This is a genomic window from Microbispora bryophytorum (genome assembly GCF_006874465.1).
GTDB lineage: Bacteria > Actinomycetota > Actinomycetes > Streptosporangiales > Streptosporangiaceae > Microbispora > Microbispora bryophytorum.
Map to the genome: position 1 here is coordinate 14,474 of NZ_VIRL01000034.1, position 26,979 is coordinate 41,452.

General features: G+C 70.8%; 23 protein-coding genes and 1 rRNA gene. 12 read left to right on the plus strand and 12 right to left on the minus strand.

The features are described 5' to 3' along the window. Positions 1 to 28: 28 nt before the first annotated feature. On the plus strand, positions 29 to 595 hold the full coding sequence (locus tag FLX07_RS34655) for a TetR/AcrR family transcriptional regulator (RefSeq protein WP_142575978.1): 567 nt from the start codon (positions 29 to 31) through the stop codon (positions 593 to 595). A gap of 72 nt (positions 596 to 667) precedes the next feature. On the opposite strand, the gene FLX07_RS34660 is transcribed toward FLX07_RS34655, so the two are convergent. Together FLX07_RS34660 and FLX07_RS34665 are read right to left on the minus strand one after the other, a co-directional pair. Then, a complete protein-coding gene (locus FLX07_RS34660) occupies positions 668 to 1,759 on the minus strand; it encodes a HAMP domain-containing sensor histidine kinase (protein ID WP_142575980.1) in 1,092 nt (363 codons plus the stop codon). After that, positions 1,756 to 2,409 carry a response regulator transcription factor gene (locus tag FLX07_RS34665; RefSeq protein ID WP_142575982.1) on the minus strand — a complete coding sequence of 218 codons (654 nt, stop codon included), beginning with the start codon at positions 2,407 to 2,409 and terminating at the stop codon, positions 1,756 to 1,758. Before FLX07_RS34665 ends, FLX07_RS34660 begins: the two co-directional genes overlap by 4 nt. Before the next feature lie 87 nt (positions 2,410 to 2,496). On the opposite strand from FLX07_RS34665, the gene FLX07_RS34670 reads away from it, so the two are divergent. Continuing rightward, complete coding sequence (locus tag FLX07_RS34670) at positions 2,497 to 3,849, plus strand: S41 family peptidase (protein ID WP_142575984.1); 1,353 nt, start codon at positions 2,497 to 2,499, stop codon at positions 3,847 to 3,849. A 69-nt stretch (positions 3,850 to 3,918) separates the two neighbouring features. Here FLX07_RS34670 and FLX07_RS34675 read toward each other — a convergent pair whose 3' ends face one another. Then, a complete protein-coding gene (locus FLX07_RS34675; RefSeq protein ID WP_142575986.1) occupies positions 3,919 to 5,364 on the minus strand; it encodes an aldehyde dehydrogenase family protein in 1,446 nt (481 codons plus the stop codon). A 218-nt stretch (positions 5,365 to 5,582) separates the two neighbouring features. Here FLX07_RS34675 and FLX07_RS34680 point away from each other — a divergent pair, with 218 nt between their 5' ends. After that, positions 5,583 to 6,212 (plus strand): TetR/AcrR family transcriptional regulator, encoded by a 630-nt coding sequence (locus tag FLX07_RS34680; RefSeq protein WP_142575988.1) that lies wholly within the window; start codon positions 5,583 to 5,585, stop codon positions 6,210 to 6,212. Positions 6,213 to 6,218: 6 nt separating this feature from the next. On the opposite strand, the gene FLX07_RS34685 is transcribed toward FLX07_RS34680, so the two are convergent. Further along, a complete protein-coding gene (locus FLX07_RS34685) occupies positions 6,219 to 7,916 on the minus strand; it encodes a PucR family transcriptional regulator (protein ID WP_142575991.1) in 1,698 nt (565 codons plus the stop codon). A 123-nt stretch (positions 7,917 to 8,039) separates the two neighbouring features. Here FLX07_RS34685 and gabT point away from each other — a divergent pair, with 123 nt between their 5' ends. Both gabT and FLX07_RS34695 read left to right on the plus strand, forming a co-directional pair. Beyond that, positions 8,040 to 9,389 (plus strand): 4-aminobutyrate--2-oxoglutarate transaminase, encoded by a 1,350-nt coding sequence (gabT, locus tag FLX07_RS34690; RefSeq protein WP_142576034.1) that lies wholly within the window; start codon positions 8,040 to 8,042, stop codon positions 9,387 to 9,389. Between the two features lie 170 nt (positions 9,390 to 9,559). After that, positions 9,560 to 9,808 carry a hypothetical protein gene (locus FLX07_RS34695; protein WP_079318901.1) on the plus strand — a complete coding sequence of 83 codons (249 nt, stop codon included), beginning with the start codon at positions 9,560 to 9,562 and terminating at the stop codon, positions 9,806 to 9,808. A gap of 166 nt (positions 9,809 to 9,974) precedes the next feature. Here FLX07_RS34695 and FLX07_RS34700 read toward each other — a convergent pair whose 3' ends face one another. The 4 genes from FLX07_RS34700 to FLX07_RS34715 form a co-directional block, all read right to left on the minus strand. Then, entirely contained in the window at positions 9,975 to 11,171 is a 1,197-nt protein-coding gene (locus FLX07_RS34700; RefSeq protein ID WP_142575993.1) for an extracellular solute-binding protein, read from the minus strand. Between the two features lie 73 nt (positions 11,172 to 11,244). Next, positions 11,245 to 12,738 carry a CoA-acylating methylmalonate-semialdehyde dehydrogenase gene (locus tag FLX07_RS34705; RefSeq protein ID WP_142575995.1) on the minus strand — a complete coding sequence of 498 codons (1,494 nt, stop codon included), beginning with the start codon at positions 12,736 to 12,738 and terminating at the stop codon, positions 11,245 to 11,247. Next, complete coding sequence (locus FLX07_RS34710; RefSeq protein ID WP_142575997.1) at positions 12,725 to 14,020, minus strand: aspartate aminotransferase family protein; 1,296 nt, start codon at positions 14,018 to 14,020, stop codon at positions 12,725 to 12,727. Before FLX07_RS34710 ends, FLX07_RS34705 begins: the two co-directional genes overlap by 14 nt. A gap of 69 nt (positions 14,021 to 14,089) precedes the next feature. After that, complete coding sequence (locus FLX07_RS34715; RefSeq protein ID WP_142575999.1) at positions 14,090 to 15,559, minus strand: MFS transporter; 1,470 nt, start codon at positions 15,557 to 15,559, stop codon at positions 14,090 to 14,092. Between the two features lie 81 nt (positions 15,560 to 15,640). Between FLX07_RS34715 and FLX07_RS34720 the strand changes: the two genes are divergently transcribed. From FLX07_RS34720 to FLX07_RS34735, 4 genes are all read left to right on the plus strand, one after another. Next, positions 15,641 to 16,351 (plus strand): TetR/AcrR family transcriptional regulator C-terminal domain-containing protein, encoded by a 711-nt coding sequence (locus FLX07_RS34720; RefSeq protein ID WP_142576001.1) that lies wholly within the window; start codon positions 15,641 to 15,643, stop codon positions 16,349 to 16,351. 74 nt (positions 16,352 to 16,425) lie between these two features. After that, positions 16,426 to 18,036 carry a PucR family transcriptional regulator gene (locus FLX07_RS34725; RefSeq protein ID WP_142576003.1) on the plus strand — a complete coding sequence of 537 codons (1,611 nt, stop codon included), beginning with the start codon at positions 16,426 to 16,428 and terminating at the stop codon, positions 18,034 to 18,036. Between the two features lie 205 nt (positions 18,037 to 18,241). After that, the gene (locus FLX07_RS34730) at positions 18,242 to 18,445 is read left to right on the plus strand and encodes a hypothetical protein (RefSeq protein ID WP_142576005.1); all 204 of its coding nucleotides are present in this window, start codon (positions 18,242 to 18,244) and stop codon (positions 18,443 to 18,445) included. Between the two features lie 132 nt (positions 18,446 to 18,577). Next, positions 18,578 to 20,047: a phosphodiester glycosidase family protein gene (locus FLX07_RS34735; RefSeq protein WP_142576007.1), complete on the plus strand. Its 1,470-nt coding sequence runs from the start codon at positions 18,578 to 18,580 to the stop codon at positions 20,045 to 20,047. Between the two features lie 18 nt (positions 20,048 to 20,065). Here FLX07_RS34735 and FLX07_RS34740 read toward each other — a convergent pair whose 3' ends face one another. Beyond that, positions 20,066 to 20,926: a phenylalanine 4-monooxygenase gene (locus FLX07_RS34740; protein WP_229689983.1), complete on the minus strand. Its 861-nt coding sequence runs from the start codon at positions 20,924 to 20,926 to the stop codon at positions 20,066 to 20,068. Between the two features lie 161 nt (positions 20,927 to 21,087). Here FLX07_RS34740 and FLX07_RS34745 point away from each other — a divergent pair, with 161 nt between their 5' ends. Beyond that, positions 21,088 to 21,561 (plus strand): Lrp/AsnC family transcriptional regulator, encoded by a 474-nt coding sequence (locus tag FLX07_RS34745; protein WP_142576011.1) that lies wholly within the window; start codon positions 21,088 to 21,090, stop codon positions 21,559 to 21,561. 67 nt (positions 21,562 to 21,628) lie between these two features. On the opposite strand, the gene FLX07_RS34750 is transcribed toward FLX07_RS34745, so the two are convergent. Both FLX07_RS34750 and FLX07_RS34755 read right to left on the minus strand, forming a co-directional pair. Further along, positions 21,629 to 22,702, minus strand: coding sequence for a sensor histidine kinase (locus FLX07_RS34750; RefSeq protein WP_223854393.1), 1,074 nt, complete (start codon positions 22,700 to 22,702; stop codon positions 21,629 to 21,631). 10 nt (positions 22,703 to 22,712) lie between these two features. Then, positions 22,713 to 23,408, minus strand: coding sequence for a response regulator transcription factor (locus FLX07_RS34755; RefSeq protein WP_142576015.1), 696 nt, complete (start codon positions 23,406 to 23,408; stop codon positions 22,713 to 22,715). 87 nt (positions 23,409 to 23,495) lie between these two features. Between FLX07_RS34755 and FLX07_RS34760 the strand changes: the two genes are divergently transcribed. Both FLX07_RS34760 and FLX07_RS34765 read left to right on the plus strand, forming a co-directional pair. Then, positions 23,496 to 24,230, plus strand: a complete 735-nt coding sequence (locus FLX07_RS34760; RefSeq protein WP_142576017.1) for an ABC transporter ATP-binding protein — start codon at positions 23,496 to 23,498, stop codon at positions 24,228 to 24,230. Continuing rightward, complete coding sequence (locus FLX07_RS34765) at positions 24,230 to 26,641, plus strand: ABC transporter permease (RefSeq protein WP_142576019.1); 2,412 nt, start codon at positions 24,230 to 24,232, stop codon at positions 26,639 to 26,641. The genes FLX07_RS34760 and FLX07_RS34765 overlap by 1 nt, the downstream gene beginning before the upstream one ends. 221 nt (positions 26,642 to 26,862) lie before the next feature. On the opposite strand, the gene rrf is transcribed toward FLX07_RS34765, so the two are convergent. After that, positions 26,863 to 26,979 (minus strand): 5S ribosomal RNA (gene rrf / locus FLX07_RS34770).

Sequence of the window (26,979 nt, forward strand, 5' to 3'; positions counted from 1 at the left end):
CCGGCTGTCAAACGCGACGAGGAGGACGATGAGCGGCGAAGTCAGGCCCCGGCGTGCCGACGCGCAGCGCAACCGGGAGCGCATCCTGGAGGCGGCCGAAGCCGTGCTGGCCCGCGAAGGGACGTCCGCGTCGGTGCGCGCGGTCGCCGGGGAGGCGGGGGTGGGGCTCGGCACGATCTACCGGCACTTCCCCACCCAGGAGGCGCTCTACCAAGCGGTGATCATCGACCGTACGCGACGGCTCCTGGCGGAGGCGGACCGGCCGTCGCCGGATCCGGGTACGGCCTTCTTCACGTTCCTCGATCGGATCGTGGTGCACGCGGCCCAGAAGAAGACCGCCGCCGACCTGCTCGCCGGGGCCGGCGTCGATCCCAAGGCCGGGACGGCCGACGTCAGCCGCGACATGCGGCAGGTGATCGGGCGGCTGCTCACGGCCGCGCAGGAGGCGGACGCGGTGCGGGCCGACCTCCGGATGCCCGAACTGCTGGCCCTGCTGTGCGGGGTGTGCCTGGCGGCCGAACGCGACCAGTGGAGCGACGAACTGCGCCGTCGTACGCTCGACGTCCTGTTCGACGGCCTGCGCCCCCGCGGCTGACCACGACCTTTGTCCTGGGGCGACGGTCCTGGGGCGACGGTCATGAGGCAACCGGTCATGAGGCGACCGCTGTTAAGGGACGCCCGCCGGGAACGTCACCGCGACCTCCAGGCCGCCACCCGGATTCGGGCGCGCCCGGACGTCAGCCCCGTGCGCCGTCGCGATCGACGCGACGATCGACAGCCCGAGCCCCGCGCCCTGTCCTCGCGTCGTGTGCAGGCGCCGGAAAGGCGCGAAGAGGTCGCCGAAGCGTTCGGGCGGCACCTCGGGACCGGTGTTGCGGACCGTCAGCACGCCCCCGGCAAGCGTCACCTCGATCGTGCCGCCGGGGTGGTTGTAGCGCACGGCGTTGTCGACGAGGTTGGTGACAAGCCGGTTGAGCAGGACCGGGTCGCCGTGGACGGTGAACGGTTCGATCCGGGCCGTGACGGTCACCTCACCGCGGTCCGCCTCCGCCAGGACCAGCCGTACGACCTCGTCCAGGGCCACCCGGCTCCGCCTCTCCAGGCCGTGCTCGGCCTGGGAGAGGACCAGCAGGGCGTCGATGAGGCCCTCGATGCGGTGGTTGTGGAGCAGGAGCGTGGCGCGGATCTCTCCGACATCCTCGGGCAGGCCGATCTCGATCGCCGTCCGCTGCACGGCCAGCGGGGTCCGCAGCTCGTGGGAGGCGTTCGCGATGAAGCGGCGCTGCCCCTCGACGGAGCGCTCCAGCCGGTCGAGCATGGCGTCGAACGTGTCCGCCAGTTCCTTCAGCTCGTCCCGCGGCCCGCCGAGGGCGATCCGCTCGTGCAGGGTGGACAGGGACAGCCGCTGCGCGGTGGCGGTGATCCGGTGGAGAGGCCGCAGGATCCGCCCCGCGATCACCCATCCCACGGCCACCGACACCAGGGTCAGGACCCCGATCGCCAGCGCGCTCACGTCCCACTGATAGTGGATCACGTCCCGCGCCAGCTCGGACAGCGGCGGGAGCCGCTCCACCGCCGATCCGGGGAGCGGGGCGGCCGGGGCCGCAGGGGCCTCTCCCATGGGAGACGGGAAAAAGCGCTCGATCCGCGAGTGCAGCGCCATGCGCAACAGCGTGTTGACGATGACCAGCAGCACGACGGAGGTGAGCAGGAAAAGCCCCGAGTAGATTAGCGTGAGCCGTACCCGCACCGTCGTCACAGCAGGTATCCGGCGCCGGGGACGGTCTGGATGCACGGCGGGTCGCCCAGCTTCGCGCGCAGGCGGCTGACCACGACCCGCACCACGGTCGTGAAGGGGTCGGCGTTCTCGTCCCACGCCTCCTCCAGGAGCCGCTCGGCGCTCACCACCGCGCCCTCCGCCCGCATCAGCACCTCCAGGACGGCGAACTCCTTGAGCGACAGGTGCAGGTGACGGCCGTCCCTGGACGCCTGGAGCCGGTGCGTGTCGAGCGCGATCCCGTGGCGAGTCAGCACCGGAGGCACCTGGTCCCGGCTGCGCCGTCCCAGCGCCCGCACCCGCGCGACCAGTTCGGTGAAGTCGAAGGGCTTGGGCAGGTAGTCGTCGGCTCCCATGCCGAGGCCGGCGACGCGCTCCGGCACCGACGACGCCGCCGTCATCATCAGGATCCGCGTACGGCTCCCGCGCGCCACCAGCTCGCGGCACACGAGATCGCCGTGCAACCCCGGCAGGTCGCGGTCCAGCACGAGGACGTCGTAGTCGCTGACCGCCAGCCGCTCGGCCGCGGCGGCGCCGTCGTAAACGACGTCGACCGCCATGGCCTGGCGGCGCAGTCCCATCGCGACGAGGTCGGCCAGATCGCGCTCGTCTTCGGCCACAAGAACCCGCATGCCTCGTTCGTACCTCAGGTGCGGTAACAGCGGCGTTAACGGTGCCGTTCACGGCCGTGCAACCCGCCGGCGGCCACGCTGACGGACATGATCAGAACTGTCTGCGCCGCCGTGCTGCTCACCGCCGCCACCCTGCACACCACCGCCGTACAGGCCACCACCGTGCCGGCCACCACCGTGCCGGCCACCACGGACGGCGGGTGTGCCCGGATAACCGCGCCGCCGCCCGAGTCCGCGCCGCCGACGTCGGTGAACACGCTCCGGCAGGCGTACGAGTGCGTGCTGGACAACTACTACAGCGGGCCCGTGCTGGATTCGAAGGTCCTGCTGCGGGACGCCCTCGCCGCGTACACCCAGGAGCTGATGCGTCGCGGGGCCGACAAGGCCGGTCTCCGCCTGCCCGCGCTGACGGGGAACCGCGACGCCGACTGGGCCGCGTTCGCCGGCATGATCGGCACCGGCGACCCGGCCGCGCTGCGCGCCGCGATCACCGGCATGGTCACGGGGCTCCACGACGACCACGCCCGGGTGGAAAGGATCGCTCCCCCGTCGGAGGACGGACCGGTGGGGACGGGCATCGCCGGTCTGTCGGCCGCGCAGGGCCCGCGATTGGACCCGGCAGCCCGGCCGCCCCTGTTCGTCACCCGCGTCCTGCCCGGCAGCCCGGCGGACACGGCCGGCATCCGGCCCGGCGACATCATCCAGAAGGTCGACGGGATACCGGCGTTCATCGGGGACAAGGTGAACCAGAGCCTCGTCGACGCGTTCGCCTCCGCCACCGTACGGCTCACGCTGAAGCGGCCCACCACGGGACGCGTCCGGACCGTGCAGCTCACGGAGGGTCCCCTCGAAGAGCAGGAGCCGGCGGTCACGTCGAAGACGCTCCCCGGCGGCGTCACCTACGTCAAGGTGCCCGGGTTCTTCCAGGGCGCGGCCGACCAGGTCATCGCCAAGCTCAAGGGCGCCTCGAAGGCCGCGGTCGTCGACCTGCGCGGCAACGGCGGCGGGTCGCCGCAGGAGGTGAACCGGCTGCTCGGCGCGTTCGCGCACGGCAAGGTCACCGGCTACTTCTGCCCGCTCACAGGCGAGTGCACGGCCAATCGCACCGACGACTCGGTCCCCCTGCTCGGGCTGCGCCTTGTCGTGCTCACCGACCGCGCGTGCGCCTCGGCCTGCGAGCACTTCAGCGCGGCCGTGAAGGACAACGGCCTGGGCGCCCTCGTCGGGACCCGGACCGCGGGGGCCGTCTCCGGGCCGGCCGAGGCTTACCTTCTCGACGACAACAGCGTGCTGCTGCTGCCCAGGGTCCGGCATCTCGGCCCCGCCCGGGAGATCATCGACACCGTCGGCGTGCCCGCCGACCACCACGCCCCCATGACCGCGCTCGACCTGGCCACGGGCCGCGACCCCGGCCTCGCCAAGGCGCTGGGTCTCCTCTGACGCGCCGGGTCTCCCTCACGACGAGGGCCCGGGGGACGGTGGTCCCCCGGGCCCTTCCGACGCGTGGTTCTACAGCGTGAGGCCGGTGAGCACCATGACCTTCTCGTAGGTGAAGTCCTCCATCGCCGAGTGCAGCCCCTCGCGGCCCACGCCCGACTCCTTCACTCCGCCGTACGGCATCTGGTCGGCCCGGTAGGACGGCACGTCGCCGATGACGACGCCGCCGACCTCCAGCTCGCGGTTGGCCCGGAAGGCGACGTCCAGGCTGCGGGTGAAGACCCCGGCCTGCAGGCCGTACCGGGAGTCGTTGACCGCGGCGAACGCCTCGTCGACCGAGGCGACCCGCTGCACGATCATGACGGGGCCGAAGACCTCCTCGCAGGCCACCTTGGCGTCGGCGGGCACGTCGGCCAGCACGGTGGGGGCGACGGTCGCGCCGTCCCTGGTGCCGCCCGCCAGCAGGCGCGCACCGGCCGAGACGGCCTCGTTGACCCAGCTCTCGACGCGGACCGCGGCGTCCTCGCTGACGAGGGGTCCCACCTGCGTCTTGTCGTCCGCGGGGTCGCCGGTCACGAGCGCGCCGACTGCGGCGACGAGCTTGGCGGTGAACGCGTCGGCGACCGCGTCCTCCACGATCACGCGCTGCACCGCGATGCAGCTCTGGCCCGCCTGGTAGTTGGAGAACAGCGCCACGCGGCTCGCCGCCCAGTCGAGGTCTGCGTCGGCCAGCACGACCGCGGCGGCGTTGCCGCCGAGTTCGAGCGTGACGTGCTTGCGCGGCACGCTGTCCATGATCGAGTAGCCGACCGGGCCCGAGCCGGTGAAGGAGATGACCGGCAGCCGGGGGTCCTCCACGAGGGACGACGCGCGGTCGTTGGGCACCGGCAGCACGGAGAACATGCCCTCAGGCAGGTCGGTCTCGGCCAGGATCTCGCCGAGGACGAGCGCCGACAGCGGGGTCGTGGGCGCGGGCTTGACCAGGATGGGCGCGCCCACGGCGATGGCGGGAGCGACCTTGTGGGCCACCAGGTTGAGCGGGAAGTTGAACGGCGTGATCGCCAGCACCGGTCCGTGCGGCACGCGCGAGACGTAGGCGAGCCGTCCCTGCGCGGCGGGCTCGGTGTCGAGCCGCTGCACCGCGCCGCTGAAGCGGCGGGCCTCCTCGGCGGCGAAGCGGAACGTGGAGATCGCGCGGCCCACCTCGCCGCGCGCCCAGAAGATCGGCTTGCCGTTCTCCTCGCTGATCAGGCGGGCGATCTCCTCGGCGCGCTCGGTCAGCCGCCGGGCCACGTGGGCCAGCGCCTCGGCGCGTACGTGGACGGGCAGCGCGGCGGCCTGCTTGCGTACGGCGTCCGCGGCGGCCACGGCCTGCTCGACCTGCTCGGGGGTCGGCACCGAGTGGACGCCGACGACCCGGCCGTCGTGCGGGTTGGTCACGGCCTGCTCGGCGTCCCCCGTCGCGGGGCGCCCGGCGAGCCAGAAGGGGCGGGGTTCGGAAGTGCGGCCTACGTCCATGTCTTCACGCTATGCCACCTGATGGAAGCCGGTCCTTACTCCGGACGGGCCAATCAGCGTCCCCCGTCGCACCATCATGGACAACTTCTCACATGTCACAGATGCGCGGCAATTTCATGATGTTTTCTGTTTCGCTCCGGTTTGAAAGCCGAGCAGCATGGTTAAGTCATCATCCGGGTCTGTCGCGGGACCCCCAATATGAGAAGGGCTCGTCGCTGATGGGTACGCCGGCGCCGCTCGGTCTTCAGGGTGCCTACGCACGCGGCCATCGAAGCAACTATGACGAGTTACGCACCCGCCTCCTCGACGTCGCCAACGACCTGCTCGCCGCGGCCGGACCGGAGAGCCTCACCGTACGCAGGATCGCCGCCGAGGCCGGCTGCTCCACCCAGGTCATCTACACGATGTTCGGCAGCAAGGAAGGCCTGGCCGAGGCGCTCTACCTGGAGGGCTTCGAGCGGTTCCGGCGCAGGCTGGAGGCCGTGCCGCAGCGCAGCGACCCGCTGGAGCACCTGAGCCTGCTCGGTCCCGCCTACCGGGAGGCGGCGCTGGCCGAGCCCGGCTACTACAGCCTCATGTTCGAGCGGGCCATCCCCGGCTTCGTGCCGAGCGAGCGCGCTCGCACGCTGGCGAGGGCCGCGCTCAACATCGTCGACCGGGTGATCGCCGACTGCATCTCCGCCGGTCACCTCGTGCCCACCCAGCCGAGGAAGATCGCCGACGCGCTGTGGGCCGCGGCCCAGGGCGCGCTCAGTCTGGAACGTGCCGGGCATCTTCCCGACGGCAAGACGTACGAGATCGTCACCGACGCCGCCGTGCGCGCCTTCCGCGTGCGGCCCCCGGCCTGACCGGCGTCACAGGCACACCGCGATCCACAGCTCGGCCCGGACCGCGGGATCGTCCAGGTCGCGCCCGAGCAGCTCGCTCACCCGCTTCATCCGGTAACGCAGTGTGTGCCGGTGCACGCCCAGGCGCTGCGCCGCGGCGTCCCAGTGGCCGTTGCTGGCCAGGTAGGCGCGCAGCGACTCGACCAGGTCGGCGCGTGAGCCGTACTCGCGGAGCGGCGCCAGGATCGCCGCCGCGAACGACGCGGCGGCGGCGGGATCGAGCAGCGACAGCAGCCCGCGCCCGGCCAGCTCGCTGAAGCGCGCCACCGGCGAGGCCGAGACCAGCGCCCGCCGCGCCTGGTCGACGGCCCGGTCGAGGTCGTGCTCGTAGCCACGGTCGAGCCCGGTGTCGAGATCCGGGCGGCTCGCGTTCCGGGTCACCGATCCGGCCGCTCCGGCCGCGGGGGGTTCGCGGCCCTCCATACGGCCGTCCACGCGGCCCTCGGATCGGGCGATCTCCACCCCGGGCGCGCTCACACCCACCCGGCCGTGCTGTGCGGCCAGCGCGACGAGCTCGTCGGCACCCGCGTCCGGGGCCAGCACGACGAGCAGCCCCTCCCAGGGCGCGGTGAACGTTCCAACGCCCGCGAAGGCGCCCCGCGGGCCGGGCACCGCGCCGGTCAGCGCGCCGGGCACCGCGCCGGGCGCCGCGCCGGTCAGCGCCTCGGTCAGCGCCTCCGGATCGGGCGTGTCGCAGGCGAGGACCGTCACCGGCTCCTCCGGCAGCCGCATGCCCAGGGCCGCGAGCGTCTCCGCGGCCGCCCGCACCTCGCCGGCCAGCAGCAGCCGGAGCACCGCGGACCGCACCTGCGCCGCCGCCGACCGTTGCTCCCTGCCCTGTTCCAGAGCCAGCGTCAGCAGGGATCCGGCCGCGTTGACGATCGTGTACGCGATGGGCGAGAACGGCCGCGGCGACCCCACCGCGAAAAATCCCCTCCGGCCCAGCGGCTGGACCACGACGTGCTCGTCCGGGGTGGACAGGGCGAGGCTCGACAGGGACGGCGCGCTCCGCAGCCGGGCGATCTCGGGCTCCAGCGACCGGGCCGTCTCCCGCGCCCAGTCCCCCGCCACGCCGCGCTTGTCATCCGTACCGGCGTGCAGGCCGGCCGCGCGACGGCCGGTCGTCCCGGCGGCATGCCGTAGGGCGCCCGCGGGGTCGAGCAGCAGCGCCCAGCCGCCGATCTCCCGGGCCAGCCGGTCCACCACGGCCACCGGCCCCTCCCGCTGGAGGGCGGCCCGGGTCAGCCTGCCCTGCGCGGCGAAGGCGCGGCTGATCTCCTCGTACTGCTCCCCCGCCAGCAGATCGCTGACGGCCTTGCCGATCGCGATGAAGGGCGTGTCCCTCGGCACCTCGACCAGCGGCAGCCCGGCGGCCTCGGCCGCCTCGGCGAAGGCGGGCGGCACGGCGTCGTGACTCAGCCCCACCCCGAACCCCAGCCCGGCGACCCCCCGGGCCACGAGCCGGGAGACGTACGGCTCGGCGTCGCCGGCGGACAGGCGCATGCCGGTCGTGAGCACCAGCTCGCCGCCCTCGAGGAACGGTGTGGGGTCCTCCAGCTCGCTGACCGCGACCCAGCGGACGGGGCGGTCGAGGCCGTTCCACCCGGCGAGAACCTCCAGGTGGAGCGGTACGATCGCGGTGATCCGGCGCAGCGCTGGTGCCACTGCTCTTCCCCCCGAACTCCCGGCTTGTCCTCACCGGCCAAAAGTACGTTCACATTCTGACATAGCGGCATATCGGCTGGTGGAGGCGACGGCCGTACCGTCAGAGATATGAGCGTCGGAGATATGAGCACTGCCACCACGCACGGCGGCCCGCGGCTCCCGCAGGAGCGCCGCCTCGTCACCGAGATCCCCGGCCCGCGGTCGCGCGAACTGCTCGCGCGCAAGCAGTCCGCCGTGCCTCCGGGCATCGGCACCACGCTGCCCGTCTTCGTGACCCGTGCGGGCGGCGGTGTGATCGTCGACGTGGACGGCAACTCGTTGATCGACTTCGGCTCCGGCATCGCCGTGACCAACGTCGGCAACGCCGCCCCCCGGGTCGTCGAGCGCGTGCAGAAGCAGGTCGCCGACTTCACCCACACCTGTTTCATGGTCGCCCCGTACGAGTCGTACGTCGCGGTGTGCGAGAAGCTCAACGCGCTCACGCCCGGCGACCACGAGAAGCGGACGTTCCTGGTCAACAGCGGCGCGGAGGCCGTCGAGAACGCGATCAAGGTCGCCCGCCACGCCACCGGGCGGCAGGCGGTCGTCGTCTTCGACCACGGCTACCACGGCCGCACGCTGCTGACGATGACGCTGACGGCCAAGAGCATGCCGTACAAGCACGGGTTCGGGCCGTTCGCGCCCGAGGTGTACCGGGTGCCGCTCGCCTACCCGTTCCGCTGGCCGACCGGCCCGGACAACTGCGCCGAGGAGGCCGCGGCCCAGGCGATCGACATGATCAACAAGCAGATCGGCGCGGAGAACGTCGCGGCGGTGCTCATCGAGCCGATCGCGGGCGAGGGCGGCTTCATCGAGCCGGCCCGGGGCTTCCTGCCGAAGATCGTGGAGTATTGCCGCGCCAACGGCATCGTCTTCATCGCCGACGAGGTGCAGACGGGCTTCGCCCGCACCGGCCACATGTTCGCCTGCGAGGACGAGGGCATCGTCCCGGACATCATCACCACCGCGAAGGGCATCGCCGGCGGCCTTCCGCTAGCGGCCGTGACCGGCAGGGCCGACCTGCTCGACCACGTCCACAGCGGCGGTCTCGGCGGCACGTACGGCGGCAACCCGCTCGCCTGCGAGGCGGCCCTGGGCGTGCTGGAGACCATCGAGCAGGACGGGCTCGTCGAGCGCGCCCGGCACATCGGCGAGATCATGCTGCCCCGTCTGCGCGCCCTTCAAGAGCACAACCCGATCATCGGAGACGTGCGCGGGCGCGGCGCGATGATCGCCGTCGAGCTCGTGGTGCCCGGCACCAAGGAGCCCTACCCGGCCGCCGAGATCGCGCGCAGGTGCCACGAGCAGGGCCTGCTCGTGCTCACCGCGGGAACGTACGGCAACGTGCTGCGCTTCCTGCCGCCGCTGGTGATCCCGGATCACCTGCTCGAAGAGGGTCTCTCCATCCTGGAAAAGGCGCTCAACGTGGACTAGACAGTTTGAACAACATCAAAAGGGGCACCCGGTCTGTTCCAAGGTGTCCCTTTTGATGTTGTACGGCTTGCGTTATGCCTCGATTTAACCATCGCTTGGCCCGACTCGCGCCGATCACGAAGGGTAACCGCGTTATAACGGTTCCGATAGGCGATCGAGGGGGGACTTTGATGGGCTGGAACCCGAACGGCGCCGAGCGGCTCATGCTGACGTTCGACCCTGCCGGCCTGACCACCACGCAGCGCGACGGCGACGCCTGTGTCGTCTGCCACAAGAAGTGGCCCCGCCCCCGCGTGAAGGTCGGAACACTGCCCGACAACGCCCCCGTCCACGCCTGCGACGACTGCGCCGAGGCCCTGCTGCCCGCCCCCGAGGGCAAGGTTCCGCTGCCCCGCCGCTCCCGGGCGGCCATGTCCTGACCACCCGTTTCGCCCCGGCCCAATTCGGCCGCCCGGTCCTCAGGTCGCCAGATCCTCCAGGTGGGCGGCCGGCACGGCGCTCACGCGGCCCGGCGGCATCGACTCCGGCCGGGCCAGGACGTGAATGGTCAGGCCGTCGATGACGAGCGTGCAGCCGCGCCGCCCGTCAGGACACGATCCGCGACCAGCGCTCCACCCATTTGTCGTACGCCTCGGGACGCACCGCGAAGTAGACCCCCTGGAACGCCCGGGAGGTGCCGACGCGGTAGTCCGCGCAGATCCGGCGGGCCGCGCCGGTGCACCCCTCGGGGTTGGCCGGGGCGAGGCCCATCCAGGCGGACACCTTGCGCTGCACGTCCGCCGACATCGTGAAGTCGAGCCACTTGTACGCGCACGAGGGATGCGGGGCCTGGGCCGACATCATCCACGCGTCGGCCCATCCGGTCACCGGCCGGGCCGTCAGCACACTGACCGGCTTGTGCCCCCGCCTGAGCACGTCCAGATGGTAGGGCGTGGCCTGCGCGAGCCGTACGGACCCGGTCGCGAAGCCCTGGACGACCTCGACGGGATCGCGCCAGAAGGTGCGGCGGCCGTCCTCGCCGGAGGTGAACAGCTGGGCGGCGGCGTCGAGCTGGGCGTCGGTGAGGTCGAACGGGTTCTTGATGTCCGCGCCGACGTCCGTGCCCTGGGCCTTGAGCACCAGCGCGGCGTCGGCCAGCGACAGCGGACGGTCCCGGAACATCACGGGACCCTTGTCCGTGAAGAGCGACTCCGGGCCGTCGGGGCTGACCTTGCCTGCGTCGTAGAGGATCTCGTTGGTCGCCCACACGTACGGCACGCCGTACACCCGATCGTCCCGGGTGACCGACGGCAGCGTGCGCAGCCGCTTGGGGATCTTGTCGTAGCCGTCCAGCAGAGCGGTGTTGAGCGGGGCGGCCTTGCCGTCGTCCATCAGGCGGCCGCCCACCTCGGGCGTCGCGGAGATCACGTCGAACGACGACGGCGGGAAGTCGCCCGGCTTCTCCTCCTGGCGCGGGTCGTAGAAGCGCAGGCTGACCTTGCAGCCCGTCTCCTTCTCGAACGTGCCGACCCACCTGACCTTGGGGTCGACACCGCCCCACTCGGCGTACCCGTCGATCGCGACCACGCTGACCGTTCCCTCCCCCGGCCCGGCGGACGCGACCGGGGTGGGCGTGGGGCCGCCGGACGACGGGCTGGGGCCGGCGCCGCTGGAGGCCGTCGCCGCCGCGGCCGGCGAGGTGCCCGGCGTGGCCACGTGCGTCGCGGGCGCGGGCCGGCCGGCGCAGGCGGCGGCGAGCAGTCCCACGGCCGCGACCGTCGCGACCAGGTGTGTACGGCGCACGCACGACCCCCATGAGAAAGACGGACGTCCCGAGCCTACTGGGCCCCACCGGCCGGGGACGTCGCCTACGACGTCAGGCGTTGGTCGGGAAGCCCAGGTTCACGCCGCCGTGGGAGGGATCGAGCCACCGCGAGGTGACGACCTTGCCCCTGGTGTAGAAGTGGACCCCCTCGGTGCCGTGCACGTGGGTGTCGCCGAACAGCGAGGCCTTCCAGCCGCCGAAGCTGTAGAAGGCCATCGGCACCGGGATCGGCACGTTGACGCCGATCATGCCGACCTCGACCTCGTTCTGGAAGCGCCGGGCCGCGCCGCCGTCGTTGGTGAAGATCGCCGTGCCGTTGCCGTACTCGCCGGTGTTGATCAGCTCCAGGCCCTCCTCGTACGAGCGGACGCGCACGATCGACAGCACCGGGCCGAAGATCTCCTCGCGGTGGACGCGGGAGTTCGGCGGCACGTGGTCGAGGACGGTCGGGCCGAGCCAGAAGCCGTTCCCCCGATCTCCGCGCACCGGGGTCTCCCGGCCGTCGACCACGAGCTTGGCCCCCTCCTCGACGCCGAGGTCGAGGTAGGACGCCACCTTGTCGCGGTGGGCGGCGGTGACGAGCGGGCCCATCTGCGACTCGGCGTCGGTCCCGGGGCCGACCTGGAGATCGCGCACCCGCGACACGATCTTCTCGACCAGCTCGTCGCCGATCGGGTCGACCGCGAGCACCACGGAGATCGCCATGCACCGCTCCCCCGCCGAGCCGAAGCCCGCCGAGACTGCCGAGTCCGCGACCAGGTCGAGGTCGGCGTCGGGCAGCACGAGCATGTGGTTCTTGGCCCCGCCGAGCGCCTGCACCCGCTTGCCGTGGGCCGTGCCGGTCTCGTACACGTACCGCGCGATGGGCGTGGAGCCGACGAACGACACGGCCCGTACGGCCGGGTGCTCCAGCAGCCGGTCCACCGCCGCCTTGTCGCCCTGGACGACGTTGAACACGCCGTCGGGCAGGCCGGCCCGCCGCCACAGCTCCGCGATCAGCAGGGACGCGGAGGGGTCGCGCTCGGAGGGCTTGAGCACGAACGTGTTCCCGCAGGCGATGGCCACCGGGAACATCCACATCGGGACCATCGCCGGGAAGTTGAACGGCGTGATGCCCGCCACCACGCCGAGCGGCTGGCGGATCGAGTAGGAGTCGACGCGGGTGGAGACGTTCTCCGAGTAGCCGCCCTTGAGCAGGTGGGGAATGCCGCAGGCGAACTCCACGACCTCCAGGCCGCGGGCCACCTCGCCCAGCGCGTCGGAGTGCACCTTGCCGTGCTCGGCCGTGATGAGCTCGGCCAGGTCGTCGCGGTGCGCGTCGAGCAGCTCGCGGAACCGGAACAGGATCTGGGTGCGCTTGGTCAGCGAGGCGTCGCGCCACGCGGGGAAGGCCAGCGCGGCCGCCTCCACCGCCGCGTCGACATCCTCGGCCGAGGCCAGCGACACCCGGCCGCTCACCTCGCCGGTCGCCGGGTCGAACAGATCGGCCGTACGGCCGGCGCCCTTGACGATCTCGCCGCCGATCCAGTGGTTAACGTGCTTCATCGTTGACGGCCTCCAGAGCGGTGACGAGGATGCCCAGGCCCTCGCGGGCCTCGTCCTCGGTGAGGGTGAGCGGCGGCGCCATGCGCAGCGTGTTGCCGTACAACCCGCCCTTGCCGACGAGCAGGCCGAGCCTCTTGGTCTCCTCCAGGAAGCGGGCGGCGAGCGCCGGGGCGGGTGCCTTGGTGGCGGGGTCGACCAGTTCGACGGCGAACATCAGCCCCTTGCCGCGTACGTCGCCGACCACGGGCAGCCGGGGGGCCGCCTCGCGCAGCCCGCTGATGATGATCTCGCCGGTCCTCGCGGCGTTGGCCTGCAGGTCGTGGTCGAGCACGTAGTCGAGGGTGGCGTTGGCCGCCGCCATCGCGATCGGGTTGCCGCCGAACGTGGCCACACCGGCGGCGTGCGGCCCGTCCATGAGGTCGCCGCGCGCCACGACGCCGCCGACCGCGAAGCCGTTGCCGAGCCCCTTGGCGAAGGTCATCATGTCGGGCGTCACGCCGTGGTTCTGGATCCCGAAGAACGCCGAGCCCGTACGGCCCCAGCCGGTCTGCACCTCGTCGGAGACGAACAGGACGCCCTCCTCGTCGAGGACCTCCTTGTAGGCGGCGAACAGCCCGTCGGGGGCCATGGTGAAGCCGCCCACGCCCTGGATCGGCTCGGCGATCAGCGCGGCGACGTCCTTGGAGACCGCCGTGGCGAGCACGTGGCGCAGATCGTCCACGCAGGCGGCGATGTAGTCGGCGTCCGACATGCCGCGGAACTGCGTCAGGTGCCTGTCGGCGCCGTGCAGGAAGTGCACGTTGAGCGGCGACAGCGAGTTGTTCTTCCACGACCGGTTGGAGGTCACGCTGATCGCGCCGAACGACCGGCCGTGGTAGCTCTGCCGCATGGCGAGCACCTGGTCGGACCCCCGGGCGTAGGTGGCCAGCAGCAGGGCGGTCTCGTTGGCCTCGGTGCCGGAGTTGGTGAAGAAGACCTTGGCGTCCGGGATGCCCGACAGCCGGGCGATCTTCTCGGCCAGCTCGACCTGGCCGCGGATGAGGTACAGCGTCGAGGTGTGGACGACGCCGCTGGCGAGCCGGCGCTCGACGGCCTCCCGCACCTCGGGCACGTCGTACCCGATCATGTTGGTCAGGATCCCGGCGAAGAAGTCCAGGTAGCTCTTCCCGTTCGCGTCGACGACGCGGTTCCCCTTGCCTCCGACGATTTCGATGGGCTCGTTGTAGTAGAGGGCCATCCAGTTCGGCATGACCGCGCGATGGCGTGCGAGAAGGTCCGACATGTTCCGAGTATCCCGGCTGACGGGTGACCGCCTCACCCGTCAGCCTGTCTGGGATGCCGCGAATTTCACTTACACAGTGCTGGGCGCCGCGGGCTCCGGCACGGGAGCCGTCCCGGCGGCCTTCCGGCGCAGGACCAGCAGCGCGACCAGGGCGGCCGCGAGCGAGCAGCCCGCGCCCACCCACGTGCCGACGGACATCGCCGACACGAAGGCCTCACGCCCGGCGGCGGCCACGGCGGAATCGCCCAGGCTCACCGCGACGCCGATCGACTCGCGCGCCGCAGGCGGCGCCGACTCCGGCATCGCCGCGGTGTACGCGCCGGCGAGCACGCTGCCGAGGACGGCCACGCTCAGCGCCATGCCGACCTGCTGCACGGTGTCGTTCAGCGCGGAGCCGACGCCGGCGCGCTCGGGCGGCACCGCGCCCATCAGCGTCGCGTACGCCGCGGGACCGGCCAGGCCGCCGCCCACCCCCATGACCATCAGGCCGGCGATCAGCGTGCCGTAGCCGCCGGTGAGCGTGGACAGCAGGACGAACCCGGCGGCCATGACGAGCAGGCCGGAGACGATGAGCACCCGGTTGCTCACCTTCTTGCCCAGCGCCGCGCCCAGGCCGTTGAACACCATCGCGGCCACCACGTAGGGCAGCAGGGCGAAGCCGGCCTTCAGCGGGTCGTAGCCCAGGACGAACTGCAGATACTGCGTGATGGCCAGCATCAGCGCGCCCGCGCCGAACGACAGCAGCACGATGGAGAAGCACGCCCCGCTGAACGAACGGTCCCGGAACAGGCCGAGCGGCAGCATCGAGTGGGGGGTGCGGCGCTCCCACAGCACGAACGCCAGCAGCGCGGCCGCCGAGACCGCCACCGCGAGGGGGTTGAAGTGCCCGCCGGGCGCCGAGATGACGGCCCAGACCAGCCCGCCCATCCCGGCCGTGGACAGGACCACGCCCACCGGGTCGGCCCGCCGCGTCTCGCCGTACGTCTCGGGCATGAGCGCGAAGGCCGCGACGATCGCCAGCACCGCGATCGGCACGTTGAGCAGGAAGACCGACCCCCAGTAGTAGTGCTGGAGCAGGAACCCGCCGACCGTCGGACCGGCGATGACGCCGACCATGGCGACCGAGCTCCACGCGGCGATGGCCTTGCGCCGCTCACTCTCGTCGAACACCGTGATCAGGATCGACAGGGTCGACGGCATCACGCAGGAGCCGCCGACGCCCATCAACCCTCGGGCGGCGATGAGCTGCCAGGGCTCGGTGGCGAGCGTGGCCGCCAGCGAGGCCCCGCCGAAGAACGCCAGACCGATCACGAGCATCCGCCGCCTGCCGAACCGGTCGGACAGGCTGCCGGCGGTGAGCAGCAGCCCCGCGAAGACCAGGACGTAGGCGTCGATGACCCATTGGACATCGGACGGCGTGGCGCCGAGGTCGCGCATGAGCGACGGGATCGCCAGGTTGAGGACGGTGTTGTCCACGACCAGAGTCAGCAGGCTCAGACAGAGGACGCCGAGGATCCACCAGCGGCGGGGATGGGACATAAGTCACCTCGAACAGTGTGCGAGTAGTCTCGGACACTGTACGACTCCATCGAACACTGTGCGAGCGAATATTGTGAAGCCGTGTCAGCGAAGCCGTTCTCCTCGGTCTGGACCCGCGAGCGCAGAGGAGGGCGCGAGCAGGGCCTCAGCCGCGACCAGATCGTCCGGGCGGCCGTGGAGCTGCTCGACGCCGAGGGCCTCGACGCGCTCAGCATGCGCAAGCTCGGCGCCCGGCTCGGCGCGGGCGCGACCAGCCTCTACTGGCACGTCGCCAACAAGGACGAGCTGATCGAGCTCGTGATGGACGAGGTCTACGCGACCGTGGTGCTGCCCGAGGCCGCCGACTGGCGGGAGGCGACGCGGGTGTTCGCCTACGGCATGCGCCATGCGGTCTTCGAGCATCCCTGGAGCGCGAGCCTCATCGGCGTGGTCCCCGCGCTCGGGCCGAACGCGCTCACCGCGTCCGACCGGCTGATGGGCGCCTTCGTCCGCGCCGGGTTCGAGGGCATCGACGTGGACTACGCCATGACGGCCGTCGTGTCGTACACGCTGGGCGCCACGATCCCCGAGGTCGCCTTCCTCAGCTCGCTGAAGGCGACCGGCAAGAGCATGACGGAGCTGCAGGCCGCGGTGGACCCGATCCTGATGAAGATGGCGGCCGACCGGCCCAACCTGCTGGAGCGCTACCGGTCCTACGCGAACGAGGGCTTCGACCCCCTCGTCGCCCGCAGGCTCGCCTTCGAATTCGGGTTGACGGCCCTCCTCAACGGTCTCGGCGCCCGCCTGCGCTGACTGTCCTTTTCGGGCTCGCACACTGTCAGCTACTGGCTGGTCATCCTTACATATTGATCAGGTAGCCTCGGAACATGCTCCCCACGGTCGCCGACGTGCTGGCACTGGACACGGTCCGGCGTGGCAGTCCCCGGGTGGTGGCGGGTGGCGACCGGCTCGACACCCGGGTCCGGTGGGTCCATGTCGGCGAGGTCCACGACATCGCGCACCTGTTGCGCGGCGGCGAGCTGGTCCTCACGACCGGAGTGGCGCTGCCGAGCGAGCCCGGCAAGCTGGCCGACTACATCGGCGAGCTGGCCGCCGTCGGCGCCTCGGGCCTGATCGTGGAGCTCGGCCGCCGGTTCGTCCGCGAGCTGCCGGCAGCGGTGGTCGAGGCCGCGGAGGAGCACGGGCTCCCCCTGATCACGCTGGCCCGCGAGACGCCCTTCGTGCAGATCACCGAGTCGGTCCACGCGCGGATCATCGACATCCAGCTGCAGGAGCTGCGTGCCTCGGAACAGTTGCACGAGGTGTTCACCGAGCTGTCGGTCGAGGGCGCGTCCCCGGCCGAGGTGCTCAACCAGGTCACCCGCTTCTCCGGCCTCCCGGTGCTGCTGGAGAACCTGGCCCACCAGGTCCTGGCGTGCGACGCCGCCGGTGGCGACACGGGGAGCCTTTTAGCCAACTGGGAGACCAGGTCGCGCGCCGTCATGCCTTCCGAGCGGACCGCCTACGACGCGGCCGCCGGGTGGCTGGTGACCATGGTGGGCGCCCGCGGCCAGGACTGGGGACGGCTCATCCTGCTGCACGACGGACCGCCCAGCCCCCGCGACATCGTGCTCGCCGAACGCGCGGCGACCACGCTCGCGCTGAGCCGCCTGCTGGAGCGGCACCAGGAGTCCCTGGAGCGGCAGGCACACGGGACCATACTGACCGGCATCCTCACCCACGCGTACGCCGACCCCGACGAGGCCGCCGCCCGCGCCCGCGCCGTCGGGGTCCCGCTCACCGGCCGCAGGCTCGTCAGCGTCGTCATCCGGCTGACAGCGCCCGTCGGCACCGCGCTGGGCGAGCAGGCCAGGCTGGGCGAGCTCGCCGAGGCCGGCGCCGCCGCCTGCCGCGAGGCCAAGCTGCCCGCCCTGGTCGGGGCGCTGGACCAGAGCCGCGTCGGAGTGCTGCTGCCGCTGCCGCCCCGCACGACCGCCGAGACCGCGCTCGGCGCGCTGGCCGAGCGTCTGCGGGCGAGCTTCGCCACCCCGTTCGTGCTGGCGGCCGGCTCGGTCGTGGAGTCGATCAAGGACGTACGGCGCAGCTTCCTGGAGGCCGAGCAGGTGGCGGAGGTGGCGGTGCGCCAGCCCGACGGGCGGCCGTTCTACCGCCTGCCCGACCTGCGGCTGCGCGGCCTGCTCCACCTGCTGCGCGACGACGCCCGGCTGCAGACCTTCGCCGAGCGCGAGCTGGGGGCCCTGCTGGCCTACGACGCCCAGCGGCACGGCGACCTGACCAGGATCCTGCGCATCTACCTCGACGCCGGACGCAACAAGGCGGTGGCCGCGCAGAGGGCCCATCTGTCCCGCCCCGCGTTCTACGACCGCCTGCGGCGGCTGGAGCGGGTCCTCGACACCGACCTCGACGACGTCGAGTCGTGCCTGTCGCTGCACGTCGCGCTGCTGGCCCTGGAGACCTTCCGCCGCGAGAGCACCTGATCGGGAAGGGGCTGTCGTGTACCCGGTCGTCGAGGCGAGCGAGGACTTTTGACCCGTTACAGGGCTCGGTGGGCGGCTCTTTGCGGAGATGCTGACACCCGGAAAGTAGGTATGTCGTCCAGGGTGTAAGTCCTATCGCACCCGACTACTTTCCGTATACTCGCGCTCACTGGGTGAATCGTGCTTACCTCGAAACGTGCCCACGATGAGCGAACCCAAAATCAGCCCGACGGTCGTGGTGCGGGCCCTGTCCGCACGCTTCCCCAAATGGACCATCTGGTGGGGCCAGGCCACCGCGCACTACTGGGGCATGTCCCGGCGGCGCGACGGGCTGCTCGTCCACATCGAGGCCCGATCCGCCCAGGAGTTCGTCCAGCGGGCCCGGGCGATCGACGCCGACACCCCCTGACGTTCATGCACTTATGTCCCCAAACGACTGATTCTCCGTCGGGAATTTCATGCCATTTGCGCGTTTCCGTCGTCTCCGTACGTGAATGTCGCCACGATGGTCCCGCAAGGATCACCAATGGGGAGTAATCGCATGAGACGCCGCCTTGTCGTCGGGGCCGCCGTACTGGCCCTGACGACGACCATCCCTTCGGCACCGGTCGCCGCCGAGCCCGTCGCCGGACTGCCGACGACGAGCTTCCCTCTCGGCGAGCCCGGGATACCGAAGTCGGCGGCCAAGAGCCTGGCCCCCGGAGTCAGCTACTTCACCCTTCACCACGGCACGCCACAGGACGGGTACACGGTCAGCGTCGTCGTCAAGGGCAAGGACTTCATGTCCGAGGCCAAGGCGCAGGCCCAGGCGACGGCCGTGCAGATGGCCGGTCTCGCGCCCCTCATCGTGAAGTTCACCCGACCGGCCGTCGCGGACCACCCCGCCGGCGACTACTTCATGGTCCGGGTGGGCAGCTGGCCGCTCGACGGGAAGGCCGAGGCCGCCGAGGTCGTCAAGCAGCTCAAGGACGCCGGGGTGAGCGCGAAGGTCGACTTCCAGGGCGACGACGGCTTCGTCACCACCGGCCCCTGGAGCGTGCGGGTCATCGTCGTCGACCCGCGTACGTTCCGCGGCTCCTACCAGGCCTCTGTGGGCACGAGCGTCGCCAAGCGGGAGACGGTTTCGGCCATGGCCTCCGCCGCCAAGGCGCTCGCCGCCGTGAACGGCGGTTTCTTCGACATCCACACGCTGCCCGCCTTCCGCGGCGACCCCACCGGCATCTCCGTCGTCGGAGGCAAGTTGCTCAGCGAGGCCGTCGCCGGCCGTGTGGGCCTGGTCCTGCGGGGGCGCACGGCCCGCGTCACTGAGTTGTCGTCCTCGGTCGCCGCCCGTGCCGCCGACGGGACCACGGCGGAGGTGACCGGCCTCAACCGGGTGCCGAAGCCGGACGAGCTGGTGATGTACACCGAGGAACTCGGGCGGGACACCCCGGAGGACGGCGGGACCGAGGTCGTCCTCGACGAATCCGGCAGGGTCACCGCCGTCCGTCAGTCCGGCGGCGCCGTGAAGCGCGGCACACGCGTGCTGCACGGGGTCGGAGCCGCCGCCGACTGGCTGTCGCAGCACGCCGGTGACGGCACGACCGTCACGGTCACGACCCGGGTCACCGACCTGCGGACGAACAAGGCCATCCCGCTGACCCCCGAGACCAACATCATCGGGGGCGCGATCGGCCTGGTCCGGAACGGCACGACCTCCATCACCGCCTCGCGGGACGGCATGGCCAACACCAATATGATCCTGCGGCGCCACCCGCGCACGCTCGCCGGCGTCACCCGCGACGGCAAGCTCGTCATCGCGGTCGTCGACGGCCGCGCGCCGGGCAGCACGATCGGCGCGTCGTTCTTCGAGGCGGCCGAGCTCATGCGCTGGCTCGGCGCACGCGACGCGATCAACCTGGACGGCGGCGGGTCGACCACCATGGTCATCGGCAAGAAGCCGGCCAACCGTCCCTCCGACGGCGCTGAGCGGGGAGTCGGCGACGCCCTGCTGATCGTCGGCGCGCGCTGAGCCTGCTCCTGGGTCTGCTCACACCGGAGACGCCGCGAGCAGACGAGCGACAGTGTCGTCGTCGCAGGTGTCCCAGAACGCACCGACCGTGTCTTCGAGGTGGTCGAACGAGGCCGCCTCGAAGAGCACCTCCTGATACTTCGTGATGTCGTAGTGGGTGGTCCCCATCGCGGCGAGGTCGAGCGGGCGGATGTCCATCCCGCGGAACTCCTCGATCTCGCCGTACGAGCTGAGAATCCCCGCGCCGTACGCCCTGGGCTCGCCGTCCTCCCGCATGACGCCGAACTCCAGCGTGAACCAGAACACCTTGGACACGAACTCCAGCGCCTCATTGGTCTCCACCTGGCGCGCCGCCCGGCCCGCGGCCCGGTACAGCGCGGCGAAACGAGGCGAAGCCAGGGTGTTCGCGTGCCCGATCACCTCGTGGACGACGTCCGGCTCGGGGGTGTAGAGGGGCACGGAATGGTGCCGGATGTACTGGGTGGAGTGGAACAGGCCGTCTGCCAGGACGCCGTAGAACTCACGGAGCGGGACCAGCCCCGCCGCCGGCAGGTAGCGGAATCCGGTCAGCGGCTCAAGAAGGTCGCCGACCTCCTGGAGCTGCGGGATGCGGTCCTTGGGCAGGCCGAGCCGTCCGGTCGCGTCGAGGAACTCGCGCACCGCGTACTTCCGATGCTTGACCGCCAGTTCCTTGGTGACGAGCGCCCACACCTGGTGCTCCTCGTCGGTGTACTCGGCCGTCGGGATGGGATCACCGGGGGTGTGACCGAGCGCCAGCGCCGCGATCGCGTTGCGCCGCTGACGGTAGACGGCGTCCGCGAAACCGGGATGGCTCGTGGCCAACTCGACGACGACGGATCCGTCATCCTTCGTCGCCACCGGAGCGAAATACTGCGCTTCTTCAAACATACTCCCATATGACAGCAAGTAACCGCTTCGCTGGCAAGAGTGACCAGTCAGAGTGTGCGAAACGCTCAAAACCGCGCACTCGCGGTCGGTCGCACTGGTCGATTCGCTCAGTCGAGGCGTACCCTCGGCGCATGCTCGACGCGCTCGACAGCCGCCTGCTGACCACCATGCGGGCCAACCCCCGGATCGGGCTCACCGAACTGGCCCGCCTGCTCGGCGTGGCTCGCGGCACCGTCCAGGCACGACTCGACAAGCTCATCGCGCGCGGCGTCATCAGCGACTTCGGCCCGACGATCACGACAGAGCAGATCGGCTACCCCATCCTCGCCTTCGCGTCCCTGCAGATCGCGCAGGGCCGGCTGACCGAGGCCGTGCGGTGGCTGGCCGACGTCCCGGAGATCCTCGAGGTGTACGGCACCAGCGGCCAGGCCGACCTGCTGTGCCGCGTGGCCGCCCGCAGCACCCCGCACCTCCAGGAGATCATCGCCCGGATCCTCGCCTCACCCGCCATCCAGCGGACCGACACGACGATCGCCCTGTCGACCCAGATCCCCTTCCGCATCGAACCCCTGCTGCAGGCCGCGGTCACGCCGCCCACACCGTAACGACCGCGCTGCGGCGGACCGAGTGAAGACGAACGGGCACAGACACCGGCTCGGGCCGTTTCGGTACCTAGCCGACTGCATTCGGTGGTGGTGTGGGCAGCTCGACGACGACACGGAGTCCGCCCGCAGGGCAGGGGACGATGGTGAGGGATCCATCGTGCGCTTGGGCGATCCTCTTGACGATTGCCAGGCCGAGGCCGACGCCTGGATGGGCGTCGCATACTCTTCCGGTGCCGCGCTGGAACGGTTCGGTGAGTGTCGCGGCCAACTCTGGAGACAGCGTCTCGCCGCTGTTTTCGACAGTGAGCACCACCGTCTCGGGACGGACGCTGGTCGTGACCCGCACGGTGCCGCGTCCGGGCAGGTTATGCACGATCGCGTTGTGCATCAGGTTCGTCGTCATCTGCAGCAGGAGCGTGTGCGACCCCAAAACCGCGGTGATCTCACCGGAGGTCTCGATGGTGACACCGCGCTTCTCGGCGAGCGGGAGCAGTGTCTCGGCGGCCTCTTCCACGAGTAGGGACAGGTCGGCGGGCTCTTGGGTGAAGGACCTCTGGTCAGCACGGCTGAGCAGGAGTAGCGCCTCAGTGAGGTCGATCGCGCGAGCGTTAACAGCGTGGAGGCGGGCGAGGAGTTCGCCATGGTCGTGTTTCGGGTCCTTGCGAGCCACGTCGAGAATCGACTGCGAGATCGCCAGCGGGGTGCGCAGTTCATGCGAGGCGTTGGTCGCGAATCTCTGGTGTTCGGCGACGTGTGCTTCGAGCCGGGCGAGCATGGCGTCGAAGGCGTCGGCGAGTTCGCGGAACTCGTCTCTGCGGCCTTCCAGCCGGATGCGGTGCGAGAGCGACCCGCTCGCGGCCACGCGTGTCGCGTCCGTGATGCGGGTCAGCGGAGCGAGCATGCGGCCGGCGAGAATCCACCCTCCCACGAGGCCGAACACTAGAAGGAAGACCAACACGATGGCCGCGGCCGGGGCGAAGGCAACCAGGAGGAGGTACCGGTTGGGTGCTATGCCGAGAAGGCCGGGCCAACCGTCGGGTACGTAGCGGAGCAGGAACATCCATACGGCAGCGAGCAGCAAGGCGCCGGCAAGCATGAGGAACCCGGCGTAGCTGAGGGTGAGTTTGATGCGAACGCTCAACCCAGGCGCCCTATCCACGGTCCCGTTCCTCACGCCCGGCGTCGGGTTTCGTGTGGATGCGGTAGCCGACGCCGGGCACGGTGACGATGATCTCGGGTGCGCCGAGTCGTTTCCGCAGGGCGGAAACGGTGATGCGGACGGCGTTGGTGAAGGGGTCGGCATTCTCGTCCCACGCCCGCTCCAAGAGCTCTTCGGCACTGACGACACCGCCTTCGGCGGCCACGAGGACTTCGAGCACGGCGAACTGTTTCCGGGTGAGCGCGACGTAGCGGCCGTCGCGGAAGACCTCGCGGCGGAACGGATCCAGACGCAGGCCTGCGATCTCTCGTACGGGTGGCCTGTTGTACGCGCGCCTGCGGTCGAGTGCTCTGAGCCGGAGCACGAGTTCTTTGAGTGCGAAGGGTTTCGTGAGGTAGTCGTCGGCGCCGAGCCCGAATCCGGAGGCCTTGTCGTCGAGCCGGTCGGCAGCGGTGAGCATGAGGATGGGCATGCCACTGCCGGAGGCGACGATACGCTTGGCGATCTCGTCCCCGGAGGGGCCGGGGACATCGCGGTCGAGGACGGCGATGTCGTAGGCGTTGATGGTCAGCAGTTCCAGAGCGGTGTCACCGTCACCGGCGATGTCGGCGGCGATCGCTTCCAGGCGCAGGCCATCGCGGACGGCTTCCGCCAGGTAGGGCTCGTCCTCGACGATCAACACACGCATACTCTCGAGGCTACGAGCCGGAACATATCCTCGGCATATCGAAAACCGCATAGGCCCTGACAACACCATGCTGCCTTGACTGCAGGCATGACCTGCAGCGAACCGGCGCGAACAGCACCCCGCCACCCAGCCCAGACCCGGGACTCGGTTGCCGCCAGCGCGCGGAACCTGACCAAGACCTACGGCCACGGCCAAGGCGACACCAAGGTGCATGCCCTGCGTGGCGCCAACCTCGACCTCCCGCGAGGCAGGTTCACCGCGATCATGGGCCCAAGCGGATCGGGCAAGTCCACGCTGATGCACTGCCTGGCCGGACTCGACCAACCCAGCGGCGGCACCGTCACCGTGGCCGGCACCGACCTCGGATCACTCGACGACGACGCGCTCACGATCTTCCGCCGCGAGCACATCGGCTTCGTTTTCCAGTCGTTCAACCTGCTGCCGATGCTCACCGCGGGCGAGAACATCGTGCTCCCCCTTGAGCTGGGCGGTCGCCGGGTCGACGACGCGGCGCGGGAGCGCGCGCGCATGCTTGCCGACATCCTCGGCGTGGCTGGCAGGCTCGGCCACCGGCCCGCGGAGCTGTCCGGCGGTCAGCAGCAGCGAGTCGCGATCGCCAGGGCGCTGATCACCCAGCCGGATCTGCTCTTCGCCGACGAGCCCACGGGAAGCCTGGACAGCACCACGTCGGCGGAGGTGCTGGATCACCTGCGCCGGTCGTCGCGCGAGCTCGGCCAGGCCGTCGTGATGGTCACGCACGAGCGGGACGCGGCGGCGTACGCCGACTACGTGGTCACCATGCAGGACGGGCGGATCGTCTGATGCGTACCGTCCTCCTCGCGTCGCTGCGCGCCCACATCCGCAGGTATGTCGCAGCGGCCATCGCGGTCGCCGTCGCGGTCGCCTTCGTCGTCGTGGTCGGCGTGCTCACGTCCGGGGCACACAGCGGACTCTTGGACGGCCTGGGGGCGCCGTACCGCAATGCCGACCACGTGGTCTCGGCGGCGAGGTGGCCATCAAACGAGCTGGACCCGAAGGCCGCGATCGCCTACACCGAGCGACACGGTGAGAACGCGGCCGCGACCGGCCGGGCAATGCTGTCGGCGCGCGCGAACGGCCGACGGCTCTCGGAAACAACCGTAGGGCCGATCGCCACCTCGGAGGATTGGCGCTGGCAGAAGCTCAGCTCGGGTCACTTCCCGGCAGGCACGGGCGAAGCGGTGGCGGACGTGTACTTCGCGCTGGCCGAGAACATCGCGGCCGGCGACCAGGTTCGGATCGGCGAGGGCGCCGCCGCGCGTGACGTACGAGTGGTCGGTCTCGTGGAGTCGCCCTCGCCTCCGGCCCAGGCCTCGATGTACGTCACCTGGCCGCAGTTGCTGCAGTGGCGCGACCAACTCCACGTGACCGCGGTGGCGGTGCGCGGGGAGGTGGGTCAGCTCCCCGAAGGCGCGAAGGCGCAGTCGCCGGACGCGTTCGCCGCGGAGCGGCTGACCTATGTCCAGAACCGGGTGGACAGCCTGTCAGTGATGCTGCTGTTGTTCGCCAGCACCGCGATCTTCGTCTCGGTCCTGGTCATATCGAACACGTTCTCCATCCTGTTCGCGCAACGACTCCGCGACTTCGCGCTGCTGCGGTGCATCGGCGCGACGCGGCGGCAGGTGGTGCGTTCGGTACGCCGCGAGGCAGCCGTCGTCGGGGTGCTCGCGTCACTGACCGGGACACTGGTCGGTATCGGTCTCGGCTATGGGCTGATCGTCCTGATCAACGCCTTCACGCCCGCCATCCCGATGGGCGCCGCCGGGGTGCCCACGCCCTGGCTGCTCGGAGGTTTCGCCGTCGGCCTGGTGGTCACCATGGTCGCGTCCTGGTTGCCGACTCGACGTGTGGTGCAGGTGAGCCCTCTGGCGGCGCTGCGCCCGGATGCCCCGGTCGGCGTGCGGACGGCTACCGGCCTGGTGCGGCTGGCGCTCGCGGCGATCCTCCTGCTCACCGGGCTGGCCCTGCTCGGGGTGGCGATGGCCCAAGGCAGTACGCCGGTGATGGTGGCAGGCGGCGGAGCGGTGTTCGCCGGCGTGCTCATCTTCGGACCGGTGCTCGTTCCCCGCCTGGTTCGGATCATCGGCGCGCTGCTCGGCCCCGCCGGGCGGCTGGCGACCAAGAACGCTGTGCGCAATCCGCGACGGACCGCCACCACCACTGCCTCCCTGCTGGTCGGCGTCACCTTGACGACCGCTGTACTCACCGGGATGGCCACCTGGCGTTCGTCGTTGGACGAGCAGATCGGCAGGGACCACCCCGTCGATGTCGCGCTCACCTCGCCCAAGGAGCCGGTCACCACCGACCTCCTCGTCCGGGTACGTCACACGCCCGGTGTGGAGCAGGCCATTGCGGTGGACGGCGCCGTGGCCCGAGTGGCCGGGCTCGACAAACCGATCCCGGTTGTCGCCGCGCCGGCCGTGGCGCAGGTGGCCCGCGACGGCGGGGCGTTCGCCCGCGTCGAACCGGGGCAGATCAAAATGGATTCCGGGGCCTTCGGCAAGAACCTGAGTTTCCGGCCCGGTGACCGGGTCACCGTGCGCGTCGGCGAGCGGCAAGCCCAGTTGCAGGTCGCGGTCGGCACCGGCTGGGGCCCGGTGGGCGTGGTCGCGCCCGAGACGCTGGCGACACTCACCGACGCCGCCCAGCCGCGCGCCATCTGGATCCGCGCCTCCTCCCAGGCCGACCCTGCTCGGCTCGGCATCGACCTGGACGAGCTCGCGGATCCGGTCGGCGCGACCATCGAGAACGGGTTGCGGACCTGGGAATCGCTGGACCAGCAGCTGGGGATCTACACCTGGTCAGCGCTCGGCCTGCTCGGCATCGCCGTCGTGATCGCCCTGATCGGGATCGCCAACACCCTGGGCCTCTCCGTGCTCGAACGCGCCCGCGAACACGCGATGCTCCGCGCGCTCGGGCTCACCCGTAGACAACTGCGACAGATGCTGGCGACCGAGGCAGTGCTGCTGTCAGTGGTGGCCACCCTGCTCGGCACCGTGATCGGTGTCGGGTTCGCCTGGGTCGGCTACGAGACCATCGTGAAGCGGGCTGTCAGCGACGCCGTCATGCAAGTCCCCTGGCCGTCTATCAGCGCCGTCGTCCTCATCACCGCCCTTGCCGGACTCCTCGCCGCTGTCCTCCCGGCACGCCGGGCCGCCCGGGTCACTCCAGCGGCAGGGCTGTCCCTCGAATGATGCCTTCGTCAATCGCTTGGCCGATTGGCTGCTGAGGAGCCGGGGCGGCCCTGCACCACAATCTCAGCCGACGTTTTCATCCGGTGCCGGCCGGCAACCCCGGACATGCGAAAGCCCCGGCCAACCACAGCCGGGGCACCACATCCCAGGAACAAACACGGGGAAAAAACCCCAACAAATGCGGAAGGGCCACCCCAATGGGATGGCCCTCCACAAAGATTGTCCGGCGGCGTCCTACTCTCCCACACCGTCCCCGGTGCAGTACCATCGGCGCTGGCAGGCTTAACTTCCGGGTTCGGAATGTAACCGGGTGTTTCCCTGCCGCTATAACCGCCGTA